This window comes from Yersinia sp. 22-579, assembly GCF_030433455.1.
In the GTDB taxonomy this organism is placed as follows: Bacteria; Pseudomonadota; Gammaproteobacteria; order Enterobacterales; family Enterobacteriaceae; genus Yersinia; species Yersinia enterocolitica.
The window spans coordinates 25,335-44,179 of record NZ_JAUJTZ010000017.1 but is presented as its reverse complement, the minus strand read 5'-3'; the positions used below and the strand labels follow the sequence as shown (position 1 = coordinate 44,179).

Genomic DNA, 18,845 nt, shown 5'->3' with positions numbered 1-18,845 from the left:
GCCCCCCTGACAGCATGGCCACAGGGGGCGCGTACCTCATATCATTTTTTCTGTGCGGCCGGGGCGAATACCATTTGCGATGGGCTGCCAACGGCGGTATAGCCTGGGACAAAGGTCAATTTGCCACTTTGCGGAGAGACTTTAAAGCGCGTTATGTTATCGCTTCGTTGATTCATGGCGTATAAATAGTGCCCCGTAGGATCAAGCACCAGCGTGCGCGGGTAGTCACCCCGTGTCCATACTTCCTCTACTGGCTTAAATTCACCGTCAGCGGTCACGGCAAATTGGCCGATACTATTATGCAGACGGTTCGCAACATACAGGAATTTGCCGTCTTTCGAGAGCGTCAGGCCCGCTGCAAAGTTGGTGCCGCGATAATCAGCCGGGAGTGACGACAGAGTATGTAGCTGTTTCAACGTACCTTTTTCTGTATCCAGCTGGTAGCTGGTGAGGGTTGAGGCTTCTTCGTTGATTAAGAATAGTGTTTTGCCGTTAGGGTGGAACACAAAATGCCGAGGGCCAGCACCAGCAGATGAGGCATCAATGAACGGCGGCGAGTTCGGTATCAATTTGCCATTATCCGCATCAAAGCGGTATTGATAAATTCTGTCTAACCCCAGATCGGTGGAGAACACGAATTTGCCACTCGGTGAGCTGGCTATCATATGTGCATGTGGGCCATTGTGGTCACTGATGGCAAAGCTCCCTTCCACCGCAGCCGCAGGTCTCGCCGCCCCAGCAGGGCCTTCATCTTGCTGTATCGAACTGGCCTCAGCAAGTTTGCCGCCACCTTGTACCGGGAAAACAGCCACCGAACCGCTGATATAGTTAGCGACCAGTAAATGGCTGCCCGATGGCGTTAATGAGAGATACACCGGCCCGCCGCCCTGAGAATCAACCTGATTAATTAATGTCAAATTACCATCAGCCGGGTTGATGCTGTATGCCGCAATCGAGCCGTGCTTGCCACCATTGAAATCCGCAACCTCACTGGCGACGTATAAGGTTTTCCCCTGAGCATCCACCACCAGTTGTGCCGGATTCGCCAGTGAGCTAACCAGCGTTTTCTCACTTAATTCACCCGATTTAGTATCAACCAAGAACCGGTAAACCCCTTCCCCGTTGGGATTATAAGTACCGACATAAGCAAAAGACTGATTGCCAGGCTGTGCAGCATGCGCCAGTGGATTAAACAGCGCGACCATAGCCAGAGCAATACCTGCGGACAGGTCTTTCAAACCAGAATCTGTTGAACAGTTATTCATATTGGTCCTTACTCATAGGGAAGAGCTACCAGAAGGTAGGTGTCGCGCCAAGCCAAACCGCCACACCTACCTCCACCGATACTGAGTTCTTAACAGGTAAATTAGTGGGTTATTGCACTATCTTTTTCACGATATCCAATAATGTTTTCACATCTTCCGGGCGGGTATTGCCGGTCTTGCTATCAATAATCGAGCTATAGATATGCGGGATAACTTTCGTCACACCCGCATCCAGCGCGATTTGCACAATTTGTTCGAAATTATCCAGATCAATACCGCCGGTTGGCTCCAACCAGAAACCAGTTGCTGCGCAAGCCTCGGCAACAAAACGGTATTCATCAATAGAATCCAACCCATTCATCGGGAAGAATTTTACCGAGCTGCCGCCCATATCTTTCAACATCGCAATGGCGGTGGTGACCGGCACAATCGCGTCTTTTTGCTGTGAACTGAGCGGGCCGGTTGAAATCTTCACATAACCGACTTTGCCGGTCGGTGATATCAGGCCATTGACCACAGTATCGTGCTGGCCCAGCAAGGCACGGCTGGCACCGACGCCGGTAAATACCTGATTCACATGCTGTGGCTGTACCTGTTGCGAAATCTGACTCACCATCACCGACTGCCTGGGGTCGCCCGCACCTAGCCCCACCGACAAAGCATTGTCGATCAGGGCTGCGTACTCACGCATGTCTTTGACGGCACTGTCGACCTCTGGATAATTCTTCGATAACACGCCCACCAGCACATGCCCTTCAGCAGCCTGATAAATCGCGCGCGCATTATCTTTAGAACCGGCCAGCACATTCAAGCACACGCGGTCACGGTAATAATTGGGGGTCAGTTTCATTGGTTAGGCTCCTTTAACCAGGCGGTTAATACAGGTGTAAATAGTCTCAAGTTGCGCTGGCGTGACACTGCGCACATCTACCTCAATCTTGCCTTCGTTGGCTTTGTAAGCGCGGAAGTAAATAGCGATGTCGCCATTTTTTAGCGCATCAACCAAATCGGGTGTCGAACGGCCAATTTTAATTTCATCAAAACTGATTTCCGTGCGGGCAATATCGCGCCCCGCCGCATCCCAAACCACTTTGGCTGAAACCCCATCAATGGTATTCAACTGGCTGATAAACGGCGTCATTTTCTCTATCATCTGCTGGCCAGTTTCTTTCTCCAGCGTGATGTAACTTTCGATAGCGCGGGTCAAACCAAGGATGCCCTCTTTACCCACTTTCATTGCCCGGCCGATGCCGTTTGATTGCAACTTCACCCAATCCACATAGGTTTTTTTGCCCAAGACCAAACCACTGGTTGGGCCTTCAATCGCTTTGGCTCCGCTGTAAATCACCAGATCAGCGCCCATTTGGTAGTAGCACTGCAAATCTTCTTCCGCCGCCGCATCAACAATTAATGGCAGTTGATGCTTGCGTGCAATTACCACCGCCTGTTCAACCGACAGAATGCTTTTTTGCACACAATGATGGGATTTTATATACAAGATTGCCGCAGTATTCGGCGTGATCGCCGCTTCCAGCTGTTCTGGTAAGCACTCATTGGCATAGCCCGCCTCCACCACTTTGCCGCCGCCCAATGTCACCATAGTATCGACTGGCGCACCAAAGTTAACATTGTGGCCCTTGGGTAAAACAATTTCATGGGGCACCGTGCGCGGCGCGGCGTGCAGATTCACCAGCAAATTGGCGTTGTCTTTGACAATCACGGCCGCGACCGACTGGGCAATCCCAGCCGAAGCACAAGACACCACCACGGCACTTTCTACATTCAGTAACTTCGCAATATAAGCGCCGGTCTGATTCACTAAATCTTTCATGACAAAGTAATGATTCAGGCCCAACTCGACGGCTTCGACCACATCCTGTCGTGGCGTCGAAACACCCAGCATCGTCATGCGGCCAGAAGCATTAATGACATGCTTTAACTGGTATTTTTCATAGACTGAAGACATCTTTTGACTTCCCTTCATCAGTTAATACTAAGTCACCGGCGACGACCGCGGCCAGTGGCACCAGATACTTCTCACCGGTTACCGATTTCCCTTCAGAATCATTGAACACTTGAGGTTGCTGTTTCAGCTCAAAGATAGTGAAATCAGCATCATAGCCTGTATCCACTACCCCTTTATCGGTCAGGCGCAGGGCATGCGCGGCATTTTCTGTCACACAGCGAATGACTTGCTCAAGGCTCAGACCAAGGGTGAAAAATTTGGACATTACGGTCGCCAGGCTATGGACGGGCCCGTTCAGGCGGTTGCGGCAATAAATGTCGGAACTGATAGTGTGCGGATAAATACCTTGCTTGATAGCAAGCTCAGCCACATCAAAGCTAAAACTGGCGCTGCCGTGACCCACATCTAACAATACCCCGCGTTTCAGTGCCCGCTGGATAGACTCACGTAGTGCGCCAGCAGGCGTCAAAATTCGGTTCGGTTTGCCGTTATAGCAATGAGTAATAATATCGCCCTGAGTTAATAAGTCGGCGATTTCATCCAGATCCGGTGGGTTATTACCGATATGCACCATAAGCGGCAACTGATTGTTTTCTTGCTGAATTTCTTTAGCGCACACCAAGGGTTTGATGCCATTTTTACCGACCACACTGCTGCTCATACGCGCTTTAATGCCAAGAATAAAACCGGGATTGCGCGCTATCGCCTCAGTCACACTTTGCTTATCAATCTGCGCCATATCGGCTAATTCGTTTTGTGTCACAATGCCGGTTTTCGCAATATTCAGAAAAGCGTAAACATGGGTTTTAGCCGCACGAGTTAAGCGGTAAAAATCGTCCACATCATTGGCACCGGTGCTACCCGCATCCACCACAGTGGTGACGCCACTGGCAACCCCGACTAAATCAGCCTCATCATGATAAATAGGCGATGCGGGGTAACAGTGGACATGGGAATCAATCCAACCTGCACTGAGGTAATATTTCCCCGCCAAATCCAACACTTTTTTAGCGGAATAAATCTGAGATTTTGTCTGATTTTCTTTATCTTCAGTAATAGCCGCACTGACCGCGACTATTTTCCCATTATTAATTGCGATATCAACCTGGCGACCGTCAACTAATAGTGCTCCGGTAATAATAAAATCATACATTATGTTCCCCTTCTTACTTGACGTCGCTGCGGAGTAAATATCCTGTTATTTGAATATTTACTCCGTGGATTAGGAAATGGCGACTGGGAAAATAGAACCTAGAATCATGGCCCCCAAAATTGCGCCACCGGTAATAGGTTTGTTCCAGAGATAAAATAGTAATGCGCCGGCCAAAGAACCAATCCCAATTGGAATTGACGCAGTAATAGCAGACAAAATAATCAATGGCCCTAAGAAACGGCCAGATGAATTACCTGCCCCCATCATAACATCAGCACCGTAGGTTGAATTACTTTGGTTAATAGTGAATTTACGCGCCAAAATAATCAGATAACCGATAGCTAGACCAATAATCAGGCCAGTAGCCAAAGAGGCAGCAAAATTAGCAACCGGGAATACAAATCCGGCCCCCAGCAATAATGCTGGCACACCCAAACCCACACCTGTTTGAATGGCACCGCCGATATCTAAAATACCGACCAGTGAACCTTCGATAATTCGGGCAAATAAGAAGCTGGCACCAAATGCTGCAACTGCACCATAAACACCGGTGTCCATACCTGCGCGTAGCATTGAAACAAAAGCGACTTCGTTAAATGCGCCGATCCCATATAAATAATACATATGGGTACCCGCAAATACGCCGGAGGATAATAATCCCACAAAGATCGGAAATGACCAGTCGGCATACCAGAAATTATTCTTGGTTTGTTCATCCATCATCAAGCTCCTCTCGCTGTGTTATTTTCCGCTTAATGCGTTATGAATAGTATCGAGCCATACTGGTGCACCCAGACTAAATGATTCCAGGAATTTCAGATCGAACCCGCGGAAGAAACCACTGAGCACGAATAACAGAACAATCACTGTCATCATGATTTTAGTGACTTTATTCCAACCACTTTCTTCAACACCTTTCCCAATTAAAATACCCAAAACCAGGCCGGGTACTGCGTTACCCATAATTAATTGTGCCAAGCCGCCGAAAATAGTGGCCCAGAAACCAGAGCGACGCCCTGCATCAATTGCAGCTAACCAGAAAATAACTGGCATCACAGTGTTAACCAGAATATTTGCCGCCGGTACCAGCACTTTAATTGCCGTGACTTGCAATGCTGCAGGAACGGCTGATGCTGTGGTATTTAAGAAACTGACCACAATAACCCCGATAATTCCGCAGGCAATCGCCATCTTTTTCGGGTTATGCATGGTTTCCGCCACATTGCGATTTTTAATCATCAATGCTGCGGCACCCCAGTTAGGAATAATGCGGTGATCAACGTCTTGAGTAAAAGCACCTGCTGCCACTGAAGAGGCCCAGGCGTTGAAGAAGAACCCTAATCCAAAGGAGAAATGCGAAGCTGGATCACCCTCACACGAGTTTAACTCGCCCAAAGTACGAAACGCCCCCATTCCCTGGATGGTCGGTGCATGGAACATACGGGCGGCCCCAACACCAACCCCCACGCCGACCAGTCCGCCGATAATAATCGACTTAAAAAGAATGATTAGAAACATCAGTATATCCTTTTCATTTAGATATGAAGACGACCTTATCTGTATTAATGATTGTCACGCTCACGGTAATATCTAATTCGACGCTGTAGGTTTTTCTTTCCCGCGGCAGGAAAAAGAATAAAAACTTTTCATTTTTGACTGATAATTCAGCTTTTAATACTTTTACGTCTTGTGGTTCAATCCGCAGCAAAATATTTTGTGTCGACTTCAACACCGTATTCTGGACATTACCAAGTGCATTGGCGAAGGCTTTACCTTTAGTATCGCCTTTGCCTTTTACTTTCACCTGAGTGGTATATTGCTCTTTCATTACGGCTGACCATATTTCTTGATATAGGCTTCCACTAGCTTTTGTCCTAACTCTTCTTTATCCATAAAGCCGAAGCCTAATACCTTGCAGCCTTCATTTATTGCCGTCACACCCTCTTCCACTGAACGCATGCCGTATTTTGCTTTGTAGCCATATTTATTTTGCGCGGTAATTGCACCAGCACCACCACTACCACAGAATGAAATACCGAAATCTGCTTTTTCGCTATTCATCACATCACCCAGTTTCATATCTGCGGCCACACCGGGAATAACCACCACGCGGCCACCAGCCAATTCAACGCCTTGCCCGACTTTCTGGCCTTTTCCTAAACGGTCGCCAATCACAACGGTAATTTGACTCATAGTCTTTTCTCCAGATCAGGTTTTTATGGGTTATTATCTTTCGCTACTTCAAAATGCACCGACAACAAATAGGCTTCTTCAATGGGTAAATTAGGAAACTTATCAACCACCTGTTGTGCCATTTGCATCGAATGTGCTGAAATTTCATCAAATAATGATTTATCCACTTCAGGTAACGGCTCGCCTGTTATTGAGCGCAACACCATAGCCCGAATGTGTGATGTCAACATCTGCTGTTGAACTGCATTGGTAAAAATATTTTCGGCATTTAACATCGCGGTAATTTCAGCTAATACCCGCTCAGTAATGATAATGGCCTCTTTCATTCCAGGGTCTTCGGCTGCATTCAATGCGGCTACATCATTCACGCTAGCAATCCTCTATTCCTTGCGGCTACAACTCTATGACTGCAAAGATAAGTTCAGTTATTTATTCGACCTTGCCTCTGCGCGATAACATCACCCTACCTGCAAGCGGAATAGCTGTGTAGCGGCATTTTTTCCAGTTCAAAGTGGAAATGTAATGGAGTGAAGGGATCACTTTCGCAAATAGCGATGTTAGATAGCTAACTTAGTCATTAACAACAAAATAACTTTTATATAAATGCACCGCGAAATCGGGTAACGGAAAAAAGTTCGTGATCCGGATCTCTTTCTTTTCTAGCTGGAAGGGCCTAATATCAGACTAATATTAAGCTATTTTCTAACACCCCCTCTCCTATGGCGTGGGGGTGTTGTTTTTATGTTTTGCTGAAATTGAAATTGGAGAGTGGTATGACCAAGCCAACCATCACGATTAACGAGCTGGATGCTGAACGTTTGGATGCGTTACTGGCGCAACCGGCCTTTGCCGGTTCAGTGGTCGCAACAGCGCTCAATGAAGAACTGGATCGTGCAGAAATTCTGCCGCCGAATGCTATCCCGGCTAATGTAGTGACTATGAACAGTCGCGTGCGTTTTCGCGATCTGAATAGCCAGGAAGAACATATTCGCACCCTGGTTTACCCAGCGTCGCTGAAAGACAGCAACGAGCAACTCTCCGTCATGGCGCCTTTAGGTGCAGCATTGTTGGGATTGCATGTTAATGACGAAATAAGTTGGAAATTGCCGGGTGGGGATGAAGCCCGCATTACGGTGCTGGAATTGCTATACCAGCCAGAAGCTGCCGGTGAATATCACCGCTAATTGATGTTATGAGGGTAACGACCTAAAACCATTACCCTCTTTCCCCGATCAGCGGTACTTTTTGTGATAAGTATCGCGCGTCGGTTTAAAGTCTTGTGCCGCTTTTTTAGCTTCATCTAGCTTGCCTTGATCGGCCAATGCCAGTGCGCCATCAATCTGCCCAATCAATAAATCCAAACCGTGGCGAAAATCTTTCACCTCAGGGCTATCCTCGGCTTTATTTTTCAATTTGGTAGGGATCCCTTTCTGCGCATCAAGTGCTGCCACTCGCATTGCCTGTAAGCCTTTCTTGATGACATCAGTAGAATCAGCTTTCAGCACTTTGCCGTAATTCTCGGCAATAGTGTCCATGTTATCAGCCACACTCGCTGCCATAGCCAGGCTACTGGCACTGAGTAACGCCGCCGCGATTAATGCCATGATTGTCTTGCCCATTTGCGTTCCTTATAATTATTGTTAATTTAATAGTTACATTGCTCCTACTTAACATAGGCAATAGAAAACTAAACTGACAATAATTTTTTGTAATCAGTTAAGAAATGGAACTGGGTTGGATTCAGACAAAAAAAAGCTGGCAACAGATGCCAGCCTTAAATTCATAGCAACAAGTTATTATTCGCCCGCAATCTTCATGGCAGGTAATAAAATAGAGCCACATTGAATGTTACTGCGCGTTTCGATGTCACTGCCGATGCTGACGATGTTACGTAGCATGTCTTTCAGGTTGCCAGCGATAGTTATCTCGCTGACCGGATACTGAATTTCACCGTTTTCGACCCAGAAACCGGCCGCACCACGCGAGTAATCACCGGTCACGGTGCTGACACCCTGGCCCATCAATTCAGTTACCACCAAACCTTTATCCAATTGCTTGAGCATTCCCGCAAAGTCCTGCCCCTGACCGGCAACACGCCAGTTATGGATGCCACCCGCGTGTCCGGTGCTTTGCAGCCCCAATTTGCGGGCAGAATAGCTGGTCAGCAGATAGGTTTGCAGCACCCCATTTTTGACGATTTCACGTTGCAGCGTCCGCACACCTTCACTGTCAAACGGCGTCGAAGCCAAACCACGCAGTAAATGTGGATGCTCTTCAATCGTTAGCCACTCAGGTAAAATCTGCTTGCCGAGGTGGTCGAGTAAGAAAGTGGATTTACGATAAATATTGCCGCCGCTGATGGCCGATACCAAATGCCCAAACAGGCCAGTTGCCACTTCTGCGGCAAACAGCACGGGCGACTGCATGGTAGGCAACTTACGCGGCGATAAGCGGGATAAAGTACGGCGAGCACACTCTTCACCCACCCATTCCGGGCTGGCTAAATCTTCCATTCGGCGGCCAATGGTATAGGCGTAATCTCGTTCCATATCCCCATTATGCTCGGCAATCACACTGCTGGAGAGTGAATGGCGGCTAGAGCAGTAGCTCTGCAACATACCGTGGCTATTGCCGAATACTTTAATTCCGTAATGGCTGTTAAAACTGCCACCTTCCGTATTGGTAATTCGCTTGTCAGCCTGCAATGCCGCTTGTTCTGCCCGAGCAGCCAGCAAGATACCTTGCTCTGCATCTAAATCACTCGGATGGAACAAATCCAAATCCGGCGCGTCAAAAGCCAGCAGCGATTTTTCAGCCGGGCCAGCGTAAGGGTCTGGTGAGGTATAACGAGCGATATCCAATGCGGCCTGTACTGTACGGGCGACCGCATCTGGGTTTAAATCGGTGGTGGAGGCACTGCCTTTACGCTGCTGGTGATAAACGGTAATTCCCAGCGCACCGTCGCTGTTGAACTCCACGTTTTCCACTTCGCCAAAGCGGGTGCTAACACTGATTCCGGTGGTTTTACTGACGGCAACTTCGGCCGCATCAGAACCCGCGCGGGCCAATTCCAAAGCCTGTGCAACAGCTTGTTCCAGCGTTTTACGCTGTTCTGCAACTTGAGTGACTACTTTCATCAGTCTGCCATAATTAATGAGATAATCGTTCAGGAAAGTGTCGTAATGAAACGACTTACACGGATAAAATAGAGAACACCATGGTTCTGAGTCTATCAGAGATCTTTGCACAATTTCGCAGAAAGCCAACAACCTGCTACGATTAGCCTCTTTTTAAGGAATTTGACCATGAACAAACAGCCCGAAGACTGGCTAGATGAAGTCCCAGAAGATAAAAACGACGATGACGATGAAATTATCTGGGTCAGTAAAAGTGAAATTAAACGTGATGCCGAAGCGCTGAAAGATCTCGGTACCGAGCTGGTTGAGCTGGGTAAAAACGCGCTAGAGAAGATCCCGTTAGATGAGGATCTGCTGGCTGCCGTTGAATTGGCACAGAAAATCAAGAAAGAAGGCCGCCGCCGCCAAATTCAGTTAATTGGTAAAATGCTGCGCGCCCGCGATGTTGAGCCGATTCAAACCGCGCTGGATAAGCTGAAAAACCGTCATAACCAGCAAGTCTCGCTATTCCATAAATTGGAAACACTGCGCGACCGTTTGGTTGAAGAAGGCGATGATGTCATTCCAACCGTGTTGGAATTGTATCCAGAAGCTGACCGTCAGCAACTGCGTAGCCTGGTGCGTAATGCCCAGAAAGAGAAAGCAGCGAATAAGCCGCCGAAATCATATCGCCAGATCTTCCAGTATCTGCGTGAATTGGCAGAGAAGCAGTAATCATCGGGCGGGGTCGGGTCTAACCCGACTCCCGACTCAATAAGCTTCTCATTTAGACAATATTGAAACGTAAGCTGCCCGCCAACTCCTCTTCCGCTTCTTCGAATAATAAAACTATTGCTCCAAAACGGCGTTTCCGGCGGTGATTGAAATGAATAAATTCAATCTCTACCGGTAAAGCTATCTCGCCAGTTACCACATCCCACAGCGCATCCAGATTGGCACCAAAACTTTCACTCAGCGCAAATTTTTCGGAAAATGCGCGGTAAAAAGCAGGAAGATCAGGTATATGGTCAAAATCGAATACCACTTTTACCATCTTTTCACTCCATCCGAATGAAATGCTTGTAGTGATCCTGAGTTAGATAAATCAGGCCGTCATTGGAGTAGAGCAACCGATCAGAACCACGATGCCCACAACGATAATTTACATCAGCTTCACGCCAGTTGCGGCCTTTAGCTTCAGGCAGTTGGCGTTCACGGTTAGAAAAACGATCGCCGCCGATGGCTTTTCCCGGCAGCACCTTACATAAGTTCCCTTCTTTTGGGTTCCAGCCCTTTTCACGCGCCTGCTGTTTGGTCATGTAAAAATCCGGCAGACGGTGATGAGATTGCAAATATTTAACAACCTGTTGGTGCTGAGTCAGTTGCTCAATAGAGGCTGGAGCCGATAACCGCGGGCGCTCAAGATCCGGCGACTGACCAATATCACGGGCAGTGACATTATCAACGCCCTGGAACGCCACCACCACTAGCAGCAATAGCGCCGCCAGAATGGCCATAAGTCGTTTATTCATGGTTCTCCTTAACCTTCTGGCTTCCAATTATGTTTTGGCTACTCATCGCGATAACCCACAGCCAACTCTATCCACCAACGTGATACCTTTATCTGAATTATAAATTACCCAGATGCAAGGTTTTCACTTCCATAAACTCATCCAACCCCAGCACTGAACCTTCACGGCCAAGGCCAGATTCTTTAACGCCACCGAAAGGTGCCAACTCAGTTGACACCGAGCTTTCGTTCACACCAATCATACCGCTTTCCAGTGCGTCTGAAACCCGGAATACCCGTTGCAAGTTCTGAGTATAGAAATAAGCTGCCAATCCAAATGGAGTATTATTCGCCCGCTGAATGACTTCTTCTTCCGTTTTGAAGCGGAAACACGCCGCCAGTGGGCCAAAGGTCTCTTCAGAAGCCACTTTCATTTGTTCGGTGGCATCAGCAATAACAGTCGGTTGGAAGAAATTACCGCCCAAGGCGTGGCGACTGCCACCGGCCAATAATCGCCCACCTTTCTCAAGCGCATCTTTTACGTGGTCTTCCACTTTCTCCAGACCTGCCAGGTTAATCAGCGGCCCCATGTTGACATCTTTATCCATGCCATTGCCGACTTTCAGTTTTTTAACCTCAGCGGCCAGGCGGGTAACAAACTCATCGTAAACGCCATCCTGAATATAGAAGCGATTGACGCAAACACACACTTGCCCCGCATTGCGGAATTTACAGGCCATGGCTCCCGCGATGGCAGCATCTAAATCGGCATCATCAAATACGATATAAGGTGCATTCCCACCTAACTCCATGGAGATTTTCTTCATGGTAGCGGCGGCGTTGCGCATCAAGGTTTTACCCACTTCGGTCGAACCGGTAAAAGAGATTTTGCGCACTTCAGGGCTGGCCATGATGGCATCGCTGATAGCATGGGTATCACCGGCAACACCATTGAGCACCCCTGCTGGTACCCCCGCCTGCTCGGCCAATGCCAGTAAAGCAAAGGCAGATAATGGTGTGTTATTGGCCGGTTTAATCAGGCCGGTACAACCTGCTGCCAGTGCTGGCCCGAGTTTGCGGGTGAGCATCGCCAGCGGGAAGTTCCACGGCGTGATAGCTGCAACCACACCGACCGGTTCACGGGTCGCCAGAATGCGGGCACCTTCTTTGGCTGGCGGAATGATTTCGCCATTGGCGCGCTTAGCCTGCTCGCTAAACCATTGAATAAAGCTGGCGGCGTAAGCAACCTCACCTAATGCTTCTTTCAATGGTTTACCTTGCTCAGAAACCATTATCTCGGCCAATGACTGTTGATGTTCCATTATCAACAAATACCAGCGCTGTAAAATCTCTGCTCGCTGTTTAGCGGGAGTTTTGCGCCAGGCAGGAAAGGCTTTACTGGCGGCTTTAATAGCGGCCTCGGTTTCATGTTTACCGGATTTCGCCACTTTTGCCACCAATTCACCAGTGGCGGGATTGCGGACCTCGAAAGTATCCTGCGCCTGATGCCAGGTGCCGCCAACGAAGTAGCCGATATGATAAACACCGTCGCTGTGTCGCTGAGGTTGTAATGGATTAAGTAATGGGTTGTCTGATGGATTATGTGCTGACATCTTGTCGACCTCCTGCGGGAAATGATGCCCCCCATCAATGGAGGGCGAGGAAGGATGGTACAGTTTTAAGTATATACCCAAAGAACTTGGAGTTGCAGGTAGGCAGCAAGCGAACGAATCCCGATGAGCTGACTCACGTCAGTGATTCGGGTGAGTAAGCGTAGCTAACACCCCTGCAGCTTCAAGTACAAAGGGTATGGCTAAATAAGCGCACTCTGATATCTGTGCAGCATATCTGCCAGTCGTTTTACCGGGCGGGTAACAGATTCAGGTGATTGATAATCAACTAACTTCTGCTGATATTGATCAAGTTCCTGCAATAATCTGGCGAAGTAATAACGGCGCTTCTGGGAGTTCTTCGCATTAATGACTCTATCCGCGGTGTAACGAATTTGCTTATGGAAAGCACTCAATTCAGCATTCACCGGAACTTCCGTTTTGTTGAGCCGCTGATGGGCGATAATCAAAGATAAAGCCAGGCGATACTTATCGATATCACCAGGGAACATCATCAAAAGCTGATTCAGTTGTTGATATAGCGCGGGCAAATGGTTTTCATTGCGACGCGCTTTATTGGTGGTCAGCGCGGATACTGCACTGTAAACAAAGCGATTTAACAAGGTCCTGCCAGTTCTGTCCTTGGCATTATCGCGGATCAACAGCAATACAATCAGGGAAACAAAACAGCCGACAATTTGGCCCAATGCGCTGTCGAGAAACAGGCTGACATTAAATTCCATCGGGTTGCTCAACACCATAATATTGATGGTACTGGCTAGCGTCCCGAGTGATCCCAAGCGCCGTTTTTGTACTTCGATACCAATAATAAATGCCAACAACCCCAGACTGATACACAGCAGCAGCATACTCTGTTGCGTGGCGGGGATGATAAACATAAAGTACAGCGCCCCAATCGGTAGCGCCATTATCACCCCCAACAGGAAGTCTATCGCCACCATGCGAGGATTAGGGGTTCGCATCGCCAGCGACGTCACCACCGCAATCATCACCATACAACCCGCACCGGATGTCCAGCCAGTCCAGAGCCAGAACAGGCCACCAATTGCTGTTGCAATGCCGGTACGCAGGCCATTAATCATCGCGTGATGACCTTCAGCTGAGACATGTTTCACCGGCACCACTCCGGTTAAAATATCTTCTTCAACCCGACTAATGCTGCTGTTGGTATGAATCCCTTTTGCCAGTAATAAATAGCGGGTTGCCGCCCCAACCCAACTGCTGATGGTCGCGGGAATAGCATCACTGTGGCTGGCACCAATGAATTGACGCAGTTTTTTCATTCGTTGATGAATTTCAACCGGTGTTTGTGCCGGTTCGCTCAACATGGCTTTCAGTTCAGCGGTTAAGATATCGGGGTGATTGGCGAGCACCAGATAGGTTTCACACGCCTGGGTGATGAGTGTTAATGACTCGGTATGTAAGACCTGTAACCGGCGATTACAGCGCTGCCAACGAGAAGACTCCATCATCAGATAGCTGCGCATCCCATTGAGTGCAGTGGTATTTTTGACTAAATCATTCCAGGCACGATCAATATCGGTTTTTTCCGCCGGACGAATACACAGTTGTAGCAATCGATATTGATCCACCAACACCTTATCCACCAGCCGATCGATATCCTGCTTGATTGATCGCGGCGAAAACAGCAGATCAGCCATCACTGCACAGACGATCCCCAGCACAATCTCACTACAGCGCTCAACAGCAAACTGAGGGGTTAATAGCGGGGTTTCACCGGTTGTCACAATGATGATAAGCGCGGTATAGCCTGCCAAACCAAAGGCATAGGAGTTTTCGACGCGCACCAGTGAGGAGATCCAAGTACACACCCCAGCCCACAAACAGCACAGCATCAAAGTCAAGACCGGCGCTCTGATGGTCAGAACAATTATAATCAGGCCGCCAATACAACCGATGAATGTCCCGATGATACGCAGCCAGCCACGATGACGGATTGCACCAGAAAACGGTTCGCCACCGGCGGCAAAAGCCGGGCCAGCGGCCACAATTGCCGCCGTCAATACCGACCAGCGCGGTGTTTCCAATTGCAGATGAAAGCCCAGAAACAGTGCCGCCACAATGGCGAAACTGAGCTTAAAAGCAAAGCGCAGACGGATAAAAGTCGGGCTGGTCATGTTAGCCAAACTCGCGCAGACGATGCATTAATTTCACAATAGGTGATGCCTGATTAGGGTCGCGATCCGTTGAGCCAGTAATAACCACTGTCGCGGTAGTACCTGCCGGATACGAATGCTGCTGATCTTCGCTATCCAAACGGATCTTCACCGGCACACGCTGCGCCAGTCGCACCCATTCCAGATTATTATCAATGGTCGCCAACCCTTTGCTATCCGCACTGCTGCTGCTATTGGTGACCCCCGCAGAGATACTATCAACAGTACCATGCAGAATGCGGTTGCTACCCAGCGGGGTGATTTCCGCTCGATGCCCTGGCTTAACCCCTTCCAGCTTGGTCTCTTCCAGATAGGCTAAAATATAGAACGTATCTTTTTTCACCAAGGCCACCGCCGTTGCACCACGGTTAATAAACTCTCCGGCGTGAACATTCAGGTTTGTCACCCATCCTTCGGCGGGAGCACGCACGGTGGTGCGCTCCAGATCAAGTTTGGCTAAATCGCGCACCGCGACAGCTTTCGCCAATTGATGACGCACGGTTTGTAATACGTTGTTGGATTGGTCTATCTCTTCTTGTGACATTGCCTGAATCCCCAGACGTTGACGTCTGCCAGATTCCCGCTGTTTCTCGGCGGCCAGTGTCTGGTAATAGGCCACATCGGCTTCGGCTTCAGCCAATGCTTGTTGATAGCGCGGCTGGTCAATCACAAACAGGATCTGGCCTTTCTGCACCAGTTGGTTATCTTTCACCGGCACATCGGTGATTAACCCGCTGACGTCAGGGGCAATCGCCACCACATCGGCGGTAAATTTTGCATCACGGGTCCACGGCGATTCAGTGTAAAAGGCCCAGACTTTGAAAATGGCGATAACAGCCAGTAAAACCACCAACAAGGTGATGCCGATGCGGATTATTTTTAATGAAAAAGTACTCACGGCGACCTCAGGAAAAAAGACGAGATATTAAATAAAAAAGACAACCATACAGCGCGGTATTAAACAGCGCTGGATGCCAGACAAACTCATAAATACCCGTGGGCTGCAACACACGGCGCAGAACGAAAAAAAGTGCCAGCGAGAGAATCAGTTCAAGAAATATCGGTGGAAAAGAGAGACCGAAAATAACCATCACCGGAAGCAAACTCATTGTTTAAATCCTTTCTATTATAGGGTGTCGGTGAATACGCCCGGGTGAATAATCTGATACTCAGTTGCAACACATCCAACCACAGCGATCACGGCCAAAAGCACCAGCCATAAGACTGATTTATAGGTTAAACTTGATTGTTCAGTATGACTGCAACCTGGACGAGGCGAGGTAACACTTCGGCTACGCGGCTTTCAAACTTCGGACTTTTCTCCCGACAGCAGTATATTAGCCTGCTTATTATCAACTTATCTACAATGTGTGATCTAAATCACTTTTAAGCCAGAGTTAACAATCAACACAGAGTGAACCATGGAAAGATTAAAACGGATGTCAGTCTTTGCCAAAGTCGTCGAGTGCGGATCCTTTACCGGCGCGGCACGACAATTGGCAATGAGTGTGTCGTCGATAAGCCAAACGGTATCAAAACTAGAAACTGAGTTAAATGTGAAGCTGCTTAACCGCAGCACCCGGCGTATTGGTTTGACGGAAGCTGGCCGGATTTATTATCAGGGCTGTCGGCGCATGTTGCAGGAAGTGCAGGAAGTACATGAGCAGTTGTATGCGTTTAACAATACCCCGACCGGTACACTGCGAATCGGTTGCTCTTCAACTATGGCACAAAATGTGCTGGCGACCATGACGGCTGAGATGCTGAAAGAATATCCAGGGCTTTCTGTCAATCTGGTGACCGGTATTCCTGCGCCGGATCTGATTGCTGATGGTTTAGATGTGGTCATTCGTGTCGGAGCTTTACAAGATTCAGGGCTATTCTCGCGCCGCCTTGGTTCTATGCCGATGGTAGTCTGCGCGGCCAAAAGTTATTTAGCGCAACATGGCACACCGGAAAAACCCAGTGATATGACTAACTTCTCCTGGCTGGAATACAGTGTACGGCCAGATAGCAATTTTGAATTAATCGCACCTGAGGGTATTACTACTCAGATATCGCCACAGGGCCGCTTTGTCACCAATGATTCGCAAACCATGATCCGCTGGCTTAAAGCAGGTGCAGGCATCGCCTATGCGCCATTAATGTGGGTTATTGAGGAAATAAAACGCGGTGAAGTGGAAGTGCTATTCAAAAAATACCATTCTGACCCACGACCGGTATATGCGCTATATACCGAGAAAGATAAAATGCCGCTCAAAGTCCAGGTCTGTATTGATTATTTAACCGAATACTTTAAACGCGTCGCAGAGGTATATCAGGGTTATAGATAAATATTAGGTGCCCAATTTAAGACTAAACTGAGCACTCTAAATACCGACAACGCTTACGCCGTGCCACCTACTGTCAGATTATCCAACTTCAGGGTCGGTTGACCGACGCCAACCGGCAGGCTTTGGCCTTCCTTGCCGCAGACACCGACGCCTTTATCCAGCGCCAGATCGTTACCAACCATTGAAATCTGCTGCATAGCTTCAATGCCCGAGCCAATCAAAGTGGCCCCTTTCACCGCGTGGGTAATTTTGCCTTTTTCGATTAAATAGGCTTCAGAAGTGGAGAAGACAAACTTGCCGGAGGTGATATCCACCTGACCGCCACCAAAGTTAGGGGCATACAGGCCATATTCCACACTGGCAATAATATCTTCCGGTGTCGATTTACCCGCCAACATATAAGTGTTCGTCATACGCGGCATCGGCAGATGGGCATAGGATTCACGGCGGCCGTTACCGGTCGGCGCAACCCCCATCAAGCGCGCATTCAGCTTATCCTGCATATAGCCTTTCAGAATACCGTTTTCAATCAGCACGTTATATTGACCCGGTACCCCTTCATCGTCGATAGCTAATGAGCCGCGACGGCCTTGCATGGTGCCATCATCCACCACAGTACACAGCTCTGAAGCCACCAGCTTACCCATTTGCCCGCTGAATACTGAGCTGCCACGACGGTTGAAATCACCTTCCAAGCCATGACCGACCGCTTCGTGCAACAACACGCCCGGCCAACCTGCGCCCAGCACCACCGGCATGGCACCAGCAGGTGCGGCGATCGCCGACAGATTCACCAGCGCCATCCGCACCGCTTCATTGGCAAAGTTATCGGCACGCACTTCACCATCAACCGTTTCCAGGAAGTAGTCATAGCCGAAACGACCACCACCACCGCTGGCACCACGCTCACGTTTGCCGTTCTCTTCCACTAATACGCTGACTGACAGGCGCACCAATGGACGCACATCTGCCGCCAGCGTACCGTCAGTGGCGGCGACCAAAATTTGCTCATACACACCGGTCAGGCTGGCACTCACTTCCTGCACCCGCTTATCCGCAGCACGCGCGACTTTATCTACGCGATGCAATAAAGCGATTTTGTCTTCGCGCGACAGACTTTGCAGCGGATCAAGTAGCGGATACAGTGCTTGATGGCGAATCTCACCCAAGGTATGCACTTTGCCGTTGCCAATATCGCGCACAATGCTGCGCGCGGCATGAGCACTTTGCTGTAGGGCATTCAGAGTGATTTGGTCTGCATAGGCAAAACCGGTCTTTTCACCGCTGACCGCGCGCACACCTACACCCTGATCAATATTGTAAGAGCCATCTTTGATGATGCTGTCTTCCAACACCCAGGCCTCGTGATAGCTGGACTGGAAATACAGGTCAGCATAATCGAGGCGGCGTTCAGCCAACTGCCCCAATACTGAGAACAAGTCCTGATGGTTCAGCTTGTTAGCAGCGAGTAACTGCTCACTGACAAACGAGAGGCTCATAG

21 protein-coding genes are annotated in these 18,845 nt (G+C 48.9%); 3 read left to right on the top strand and 18 right to left on the bottom strand.

What is annotated here, in order from left to right:
* Positions 1-41: 41 nt before the first annotated feature.
* The 9 genes from QSV56_RS18390 to QSV56_RS18350 form a co-directional block, all read right to left on the bottom strand.
* On the bottom strand, positions 42-1,265 hold the full coding sequence (locus tag QSV56_RS18390; RefSeq protein WP_050321874.1) for a lactonase family protein: 1,224 nt from the start codon (positions 1,263-1,265) through the stop codon (positions 42-44).
* Positions 1,266-1,374: 109 nt separating this feature from the next.
* On the bottom strand, positions 1,375-2,115 hold the full coding sequence (locus QSV56_RS18385) for a KDGP aldolase family protein (protein WP_050321875.1): 741 nt from the start codon (positions 2,113-2,115) through the stop codon (positions 1,375-1,377).
* Between the two features lie 3 nt (positions 2,116-2,118).
* Complete coding sequence (locus QSV56_RS18380; RefSeq protein WP_019080067.1) at positions 2,119-3,231, bottom strand: DgaE family pyridoxal phosphate-dependent ammonia lyase; 1,113 nt, start codon at positions 3,229-3,231, stop codon at positions 2,119-2,121.
* Complete coding sequence (locus QSV56_RS18375; protein ID WP_050321876.1) at positions 3,215-4,384, bottom strand: amidohydrolase/deacetylase family metallohydrolase; 1,170 nt, start codon at positions 4,382-4,384, stop codon at positions 3,215-3,217. Before QSV56_RS18375 ends, QSV56_RS18380 begins: the two co-directional genes overlap by 17 nt.
* Positions 4,385-4,453: 69 nt before the next feature.
* Entirely contained in the window at positions 4,454-5,104 is a 651-nt protein-coding gene (locus QSV56_RS18370; protein ID WP_005174295.1) for a DUF4310 family protein, read from the bottom strand.
* 21 nt (positions 5,105-5,125) lie between these two features.
* Positions 5,126-5,902 carry a DUF4311 domain-containing protein gene (locus tag QSV56_RS18365; protein ID WP_019080069.1) on the bottom strand — a complete coding sequence of 259 codons (777 nt, stop codon included), beginning with the start codon at positions 5,900-5,902 and terminating at the stop codon, positions 5,126-5,128.
* Positions 5,903-5,915: 13 nt separating this feature from the next.
* Complete coding sequence (locus QSV56_RS18360; RefSeq protein WP_019082217.1) at positions 5,916-6,212, bottom strand: DUF4312 family protein; 297 nt, start codon at positions 6,210-6,212, stop codon at positions 5,916-5,918.
* Positions 6,212-6,577, bottom strand: a complete 366-nt coding sequence (locus QSV56_RS18355; RefSeq protein ID WP_004392359.1) for a glycine-rich SFCGS family protein — start codon at positions 6,575-6,577, stop codon at positions 6,212-6,214. Before QSV56_RS18355 ends, QSV56_RS18360 begins: the two co-directional genes overlap by 1 nt.
* A 23-nt stretch (positions 6,578-6,600) precedes the next feature.
* On the bottom strand, positions 6,601-6,945 hold the full coding sequence (locus QSV56_RS18350) for a glycine dehydrogenase (RefSeq protein WP_005174305.1): 345 nt from the start codon (positions 6,943-6,945) through the stop codon (positions 6,601-6,603).
* A 405-nt stretch (positions 6,946-7,350) separates the two neighbouring features.
* Here QSV56_RS18350 and rnk point away from each other — a divergent pair, with 405 nt between their 5' ends.
* A complete protein-coding gene (rnk, locus tag QSV56_RS18345; protein ID WP_050321877.1) occupies positions 7,351-7,761 on the top strand; it encodes a nucleoside diphosphate kinase regulator in 411 nt (136 codons plus the stop codon).
* Positions 7,762-7,809: 48 nt separating this feature from the next.
* On the opposite strand, the gene cybC is transcribed toward rnk, so the two are convergent.
* Together cybC and pmbA are read right to left on the bottom strand one after the other, a co-directional pair.
* The gene (gene cybC / locus QSV56_RS18340) at positions 7,810-8,196 is read right to left on the bottom strand and encodes a cytochrome b562 (protein WP_019080071.1); all 387 of its coding nucleotides are present in this window, start codon (positions 8,194-8,196) and stop codon (positions 7,810-7,812) included.
* Between the two features lie 177 nt (positions 8,197-8,373).
* The gene (gene pmbA, locus QSV56_RS18335; protein ID WP_019082216.1) at positions 8,374-9,714 is read right to left on the bottom strand and encodes a metalloprotease PmbA; all 1,341 of its coding nucleotides are present in this window, start codon (positions 9,712-9,714) and stop codon (positions 8,374-8,376) included.
* A 168-nt stretch (positions 9,715-9,882) separates the two neighbouring features.
* Here pmbA and yjgA point away from each other — a divergent pair, with 168 nt between their 5' ends.
* The gene (gene yjgA / locus QSV56_RS18330) at positions 9,883-10,428 is read left to right on the top strand and encodes a ribosome biogenesis factor YjgA (RefSeq protein ID WP_005174310.1); all 546 of its coding nucleotides are present in this window, start codon (positions 9,883-9,885) and stop codon (positions 10,426-10,428) included.
* Positions 10,429-10,480: 52 nt separating this feature from the next.
* On the opposite strand, the gene QSV56_RS18325 is transcribed toward yjgA, so the two are convergent.
* The 6 genes from QSV56_RS18325 to aaeX all read right to left on the bottom strand — a co-directional run bounded on the left by QSV56_RS18325 (position 10,481) and on the right by aaeX (position 16,120).
* Positions 10,481-10,747, bottom strand: coding sequence for a barstar family protein (locus QSV56_RS18325; protein ID WP_019082215.1), 267 nt, complete (start codon positions 10,745-10,747; stop codon positions 10,481-10,483).
* Positions 10,748-10,751: 4 nt separating this feature from the next.
* On the bottom strand, positions 10,752-11,225 hold the full coding sequence (locus QSV56_RS18320) for a ribonuclease (protein ID WP_046050128.1): 474 nt from the start codon (positions 11,223-11,225) through the stop codon (positions 10,752-10,754).
* Between the two features lie 97 nt (positions 11,226-11,322).
* Positions 11,323-12,816, bottom strand: coding sequence for an NAD-dependent succinate-semialdehyde dehydrogenase (locus QSV56_RS18315; RefSeq protein WP_019080075.1), 1,494 nt, complete (start codon positions 12,814-12,816; stop codon positions 11,323-11,325).
* Positions 12,817-13,016: 200 nt separating this feature from the next.
* Positions 13,017-14,972, bottom strand: coding sequence for a p-hydroxybenzoic acid efflux pump subunit AaeB (gene aaeB, locus QSV56_RS18310; protein WP_050158789.1), 1,956 nt, complete (start codon positions 14,970-14,972; stop codon positions 13,017-13,019).
* 1 nt (position 14,973) lies between these two features.
* Positions 14,974-15,909 (bottom strand): p-hydroxybenzoic acid efflux pump subunit AaeA, encoded by a 936-nt coding sequence (gene aaeA / locus QSV56_RS18305; protein WP_005174322.1) that lies wholly within the window; start codon positions 15,907-15,909, stop codon positions 14,974-14,976.
* Positions 15,910-15,916: 7 nt separating this feature from the next.
* Positions 15,917-16,120: a p-hydroxybenzoic acid efflux pump operon protein AaeX gene (aaeX, locus tag QSV56_RS18300; RefSeq protein WP_005174323.1), complete on the bottom strand. Its 204-nt coding sequence runs from the start codon at positions 16,118-16,120 to the stop codon at positions 15,917-15,919.
* A 312-nt stretch (positions 16,121-16,432) separates the two neighbouring features.
* Between aaeX and aaeR the strand changes: the two genes are divergently transcribed.
* Complete coding sequence (gene aaeR / locus QSV56_RS18295) at positions 16,433-17,344, top strand: HTH-type transcriptional activator AaeR (protein WP_019080077.1); 912 nt, start codon at positions 16,433-16,435, stop codon at positions 17,342-17,344.
* 53 nt (positions 17,345-17,397) lie between these two features.
* On the opposite strand, the gene tldD is transcribed toward aaeR, so the two are convergent.
* Positions 17,398-18,843, bottom strand: coding sequence for a metalloprotease TldD (tldD, locus tag QSV56_RS18290; protein ID WP_046050126.1), 1,446 nt, complete (start codon positions 18,841-18,843; stop codon positions 17,398-17,400).
* Between the last annotated feature and the right edge of the window lie 2 nt (positions 18,844-18,845).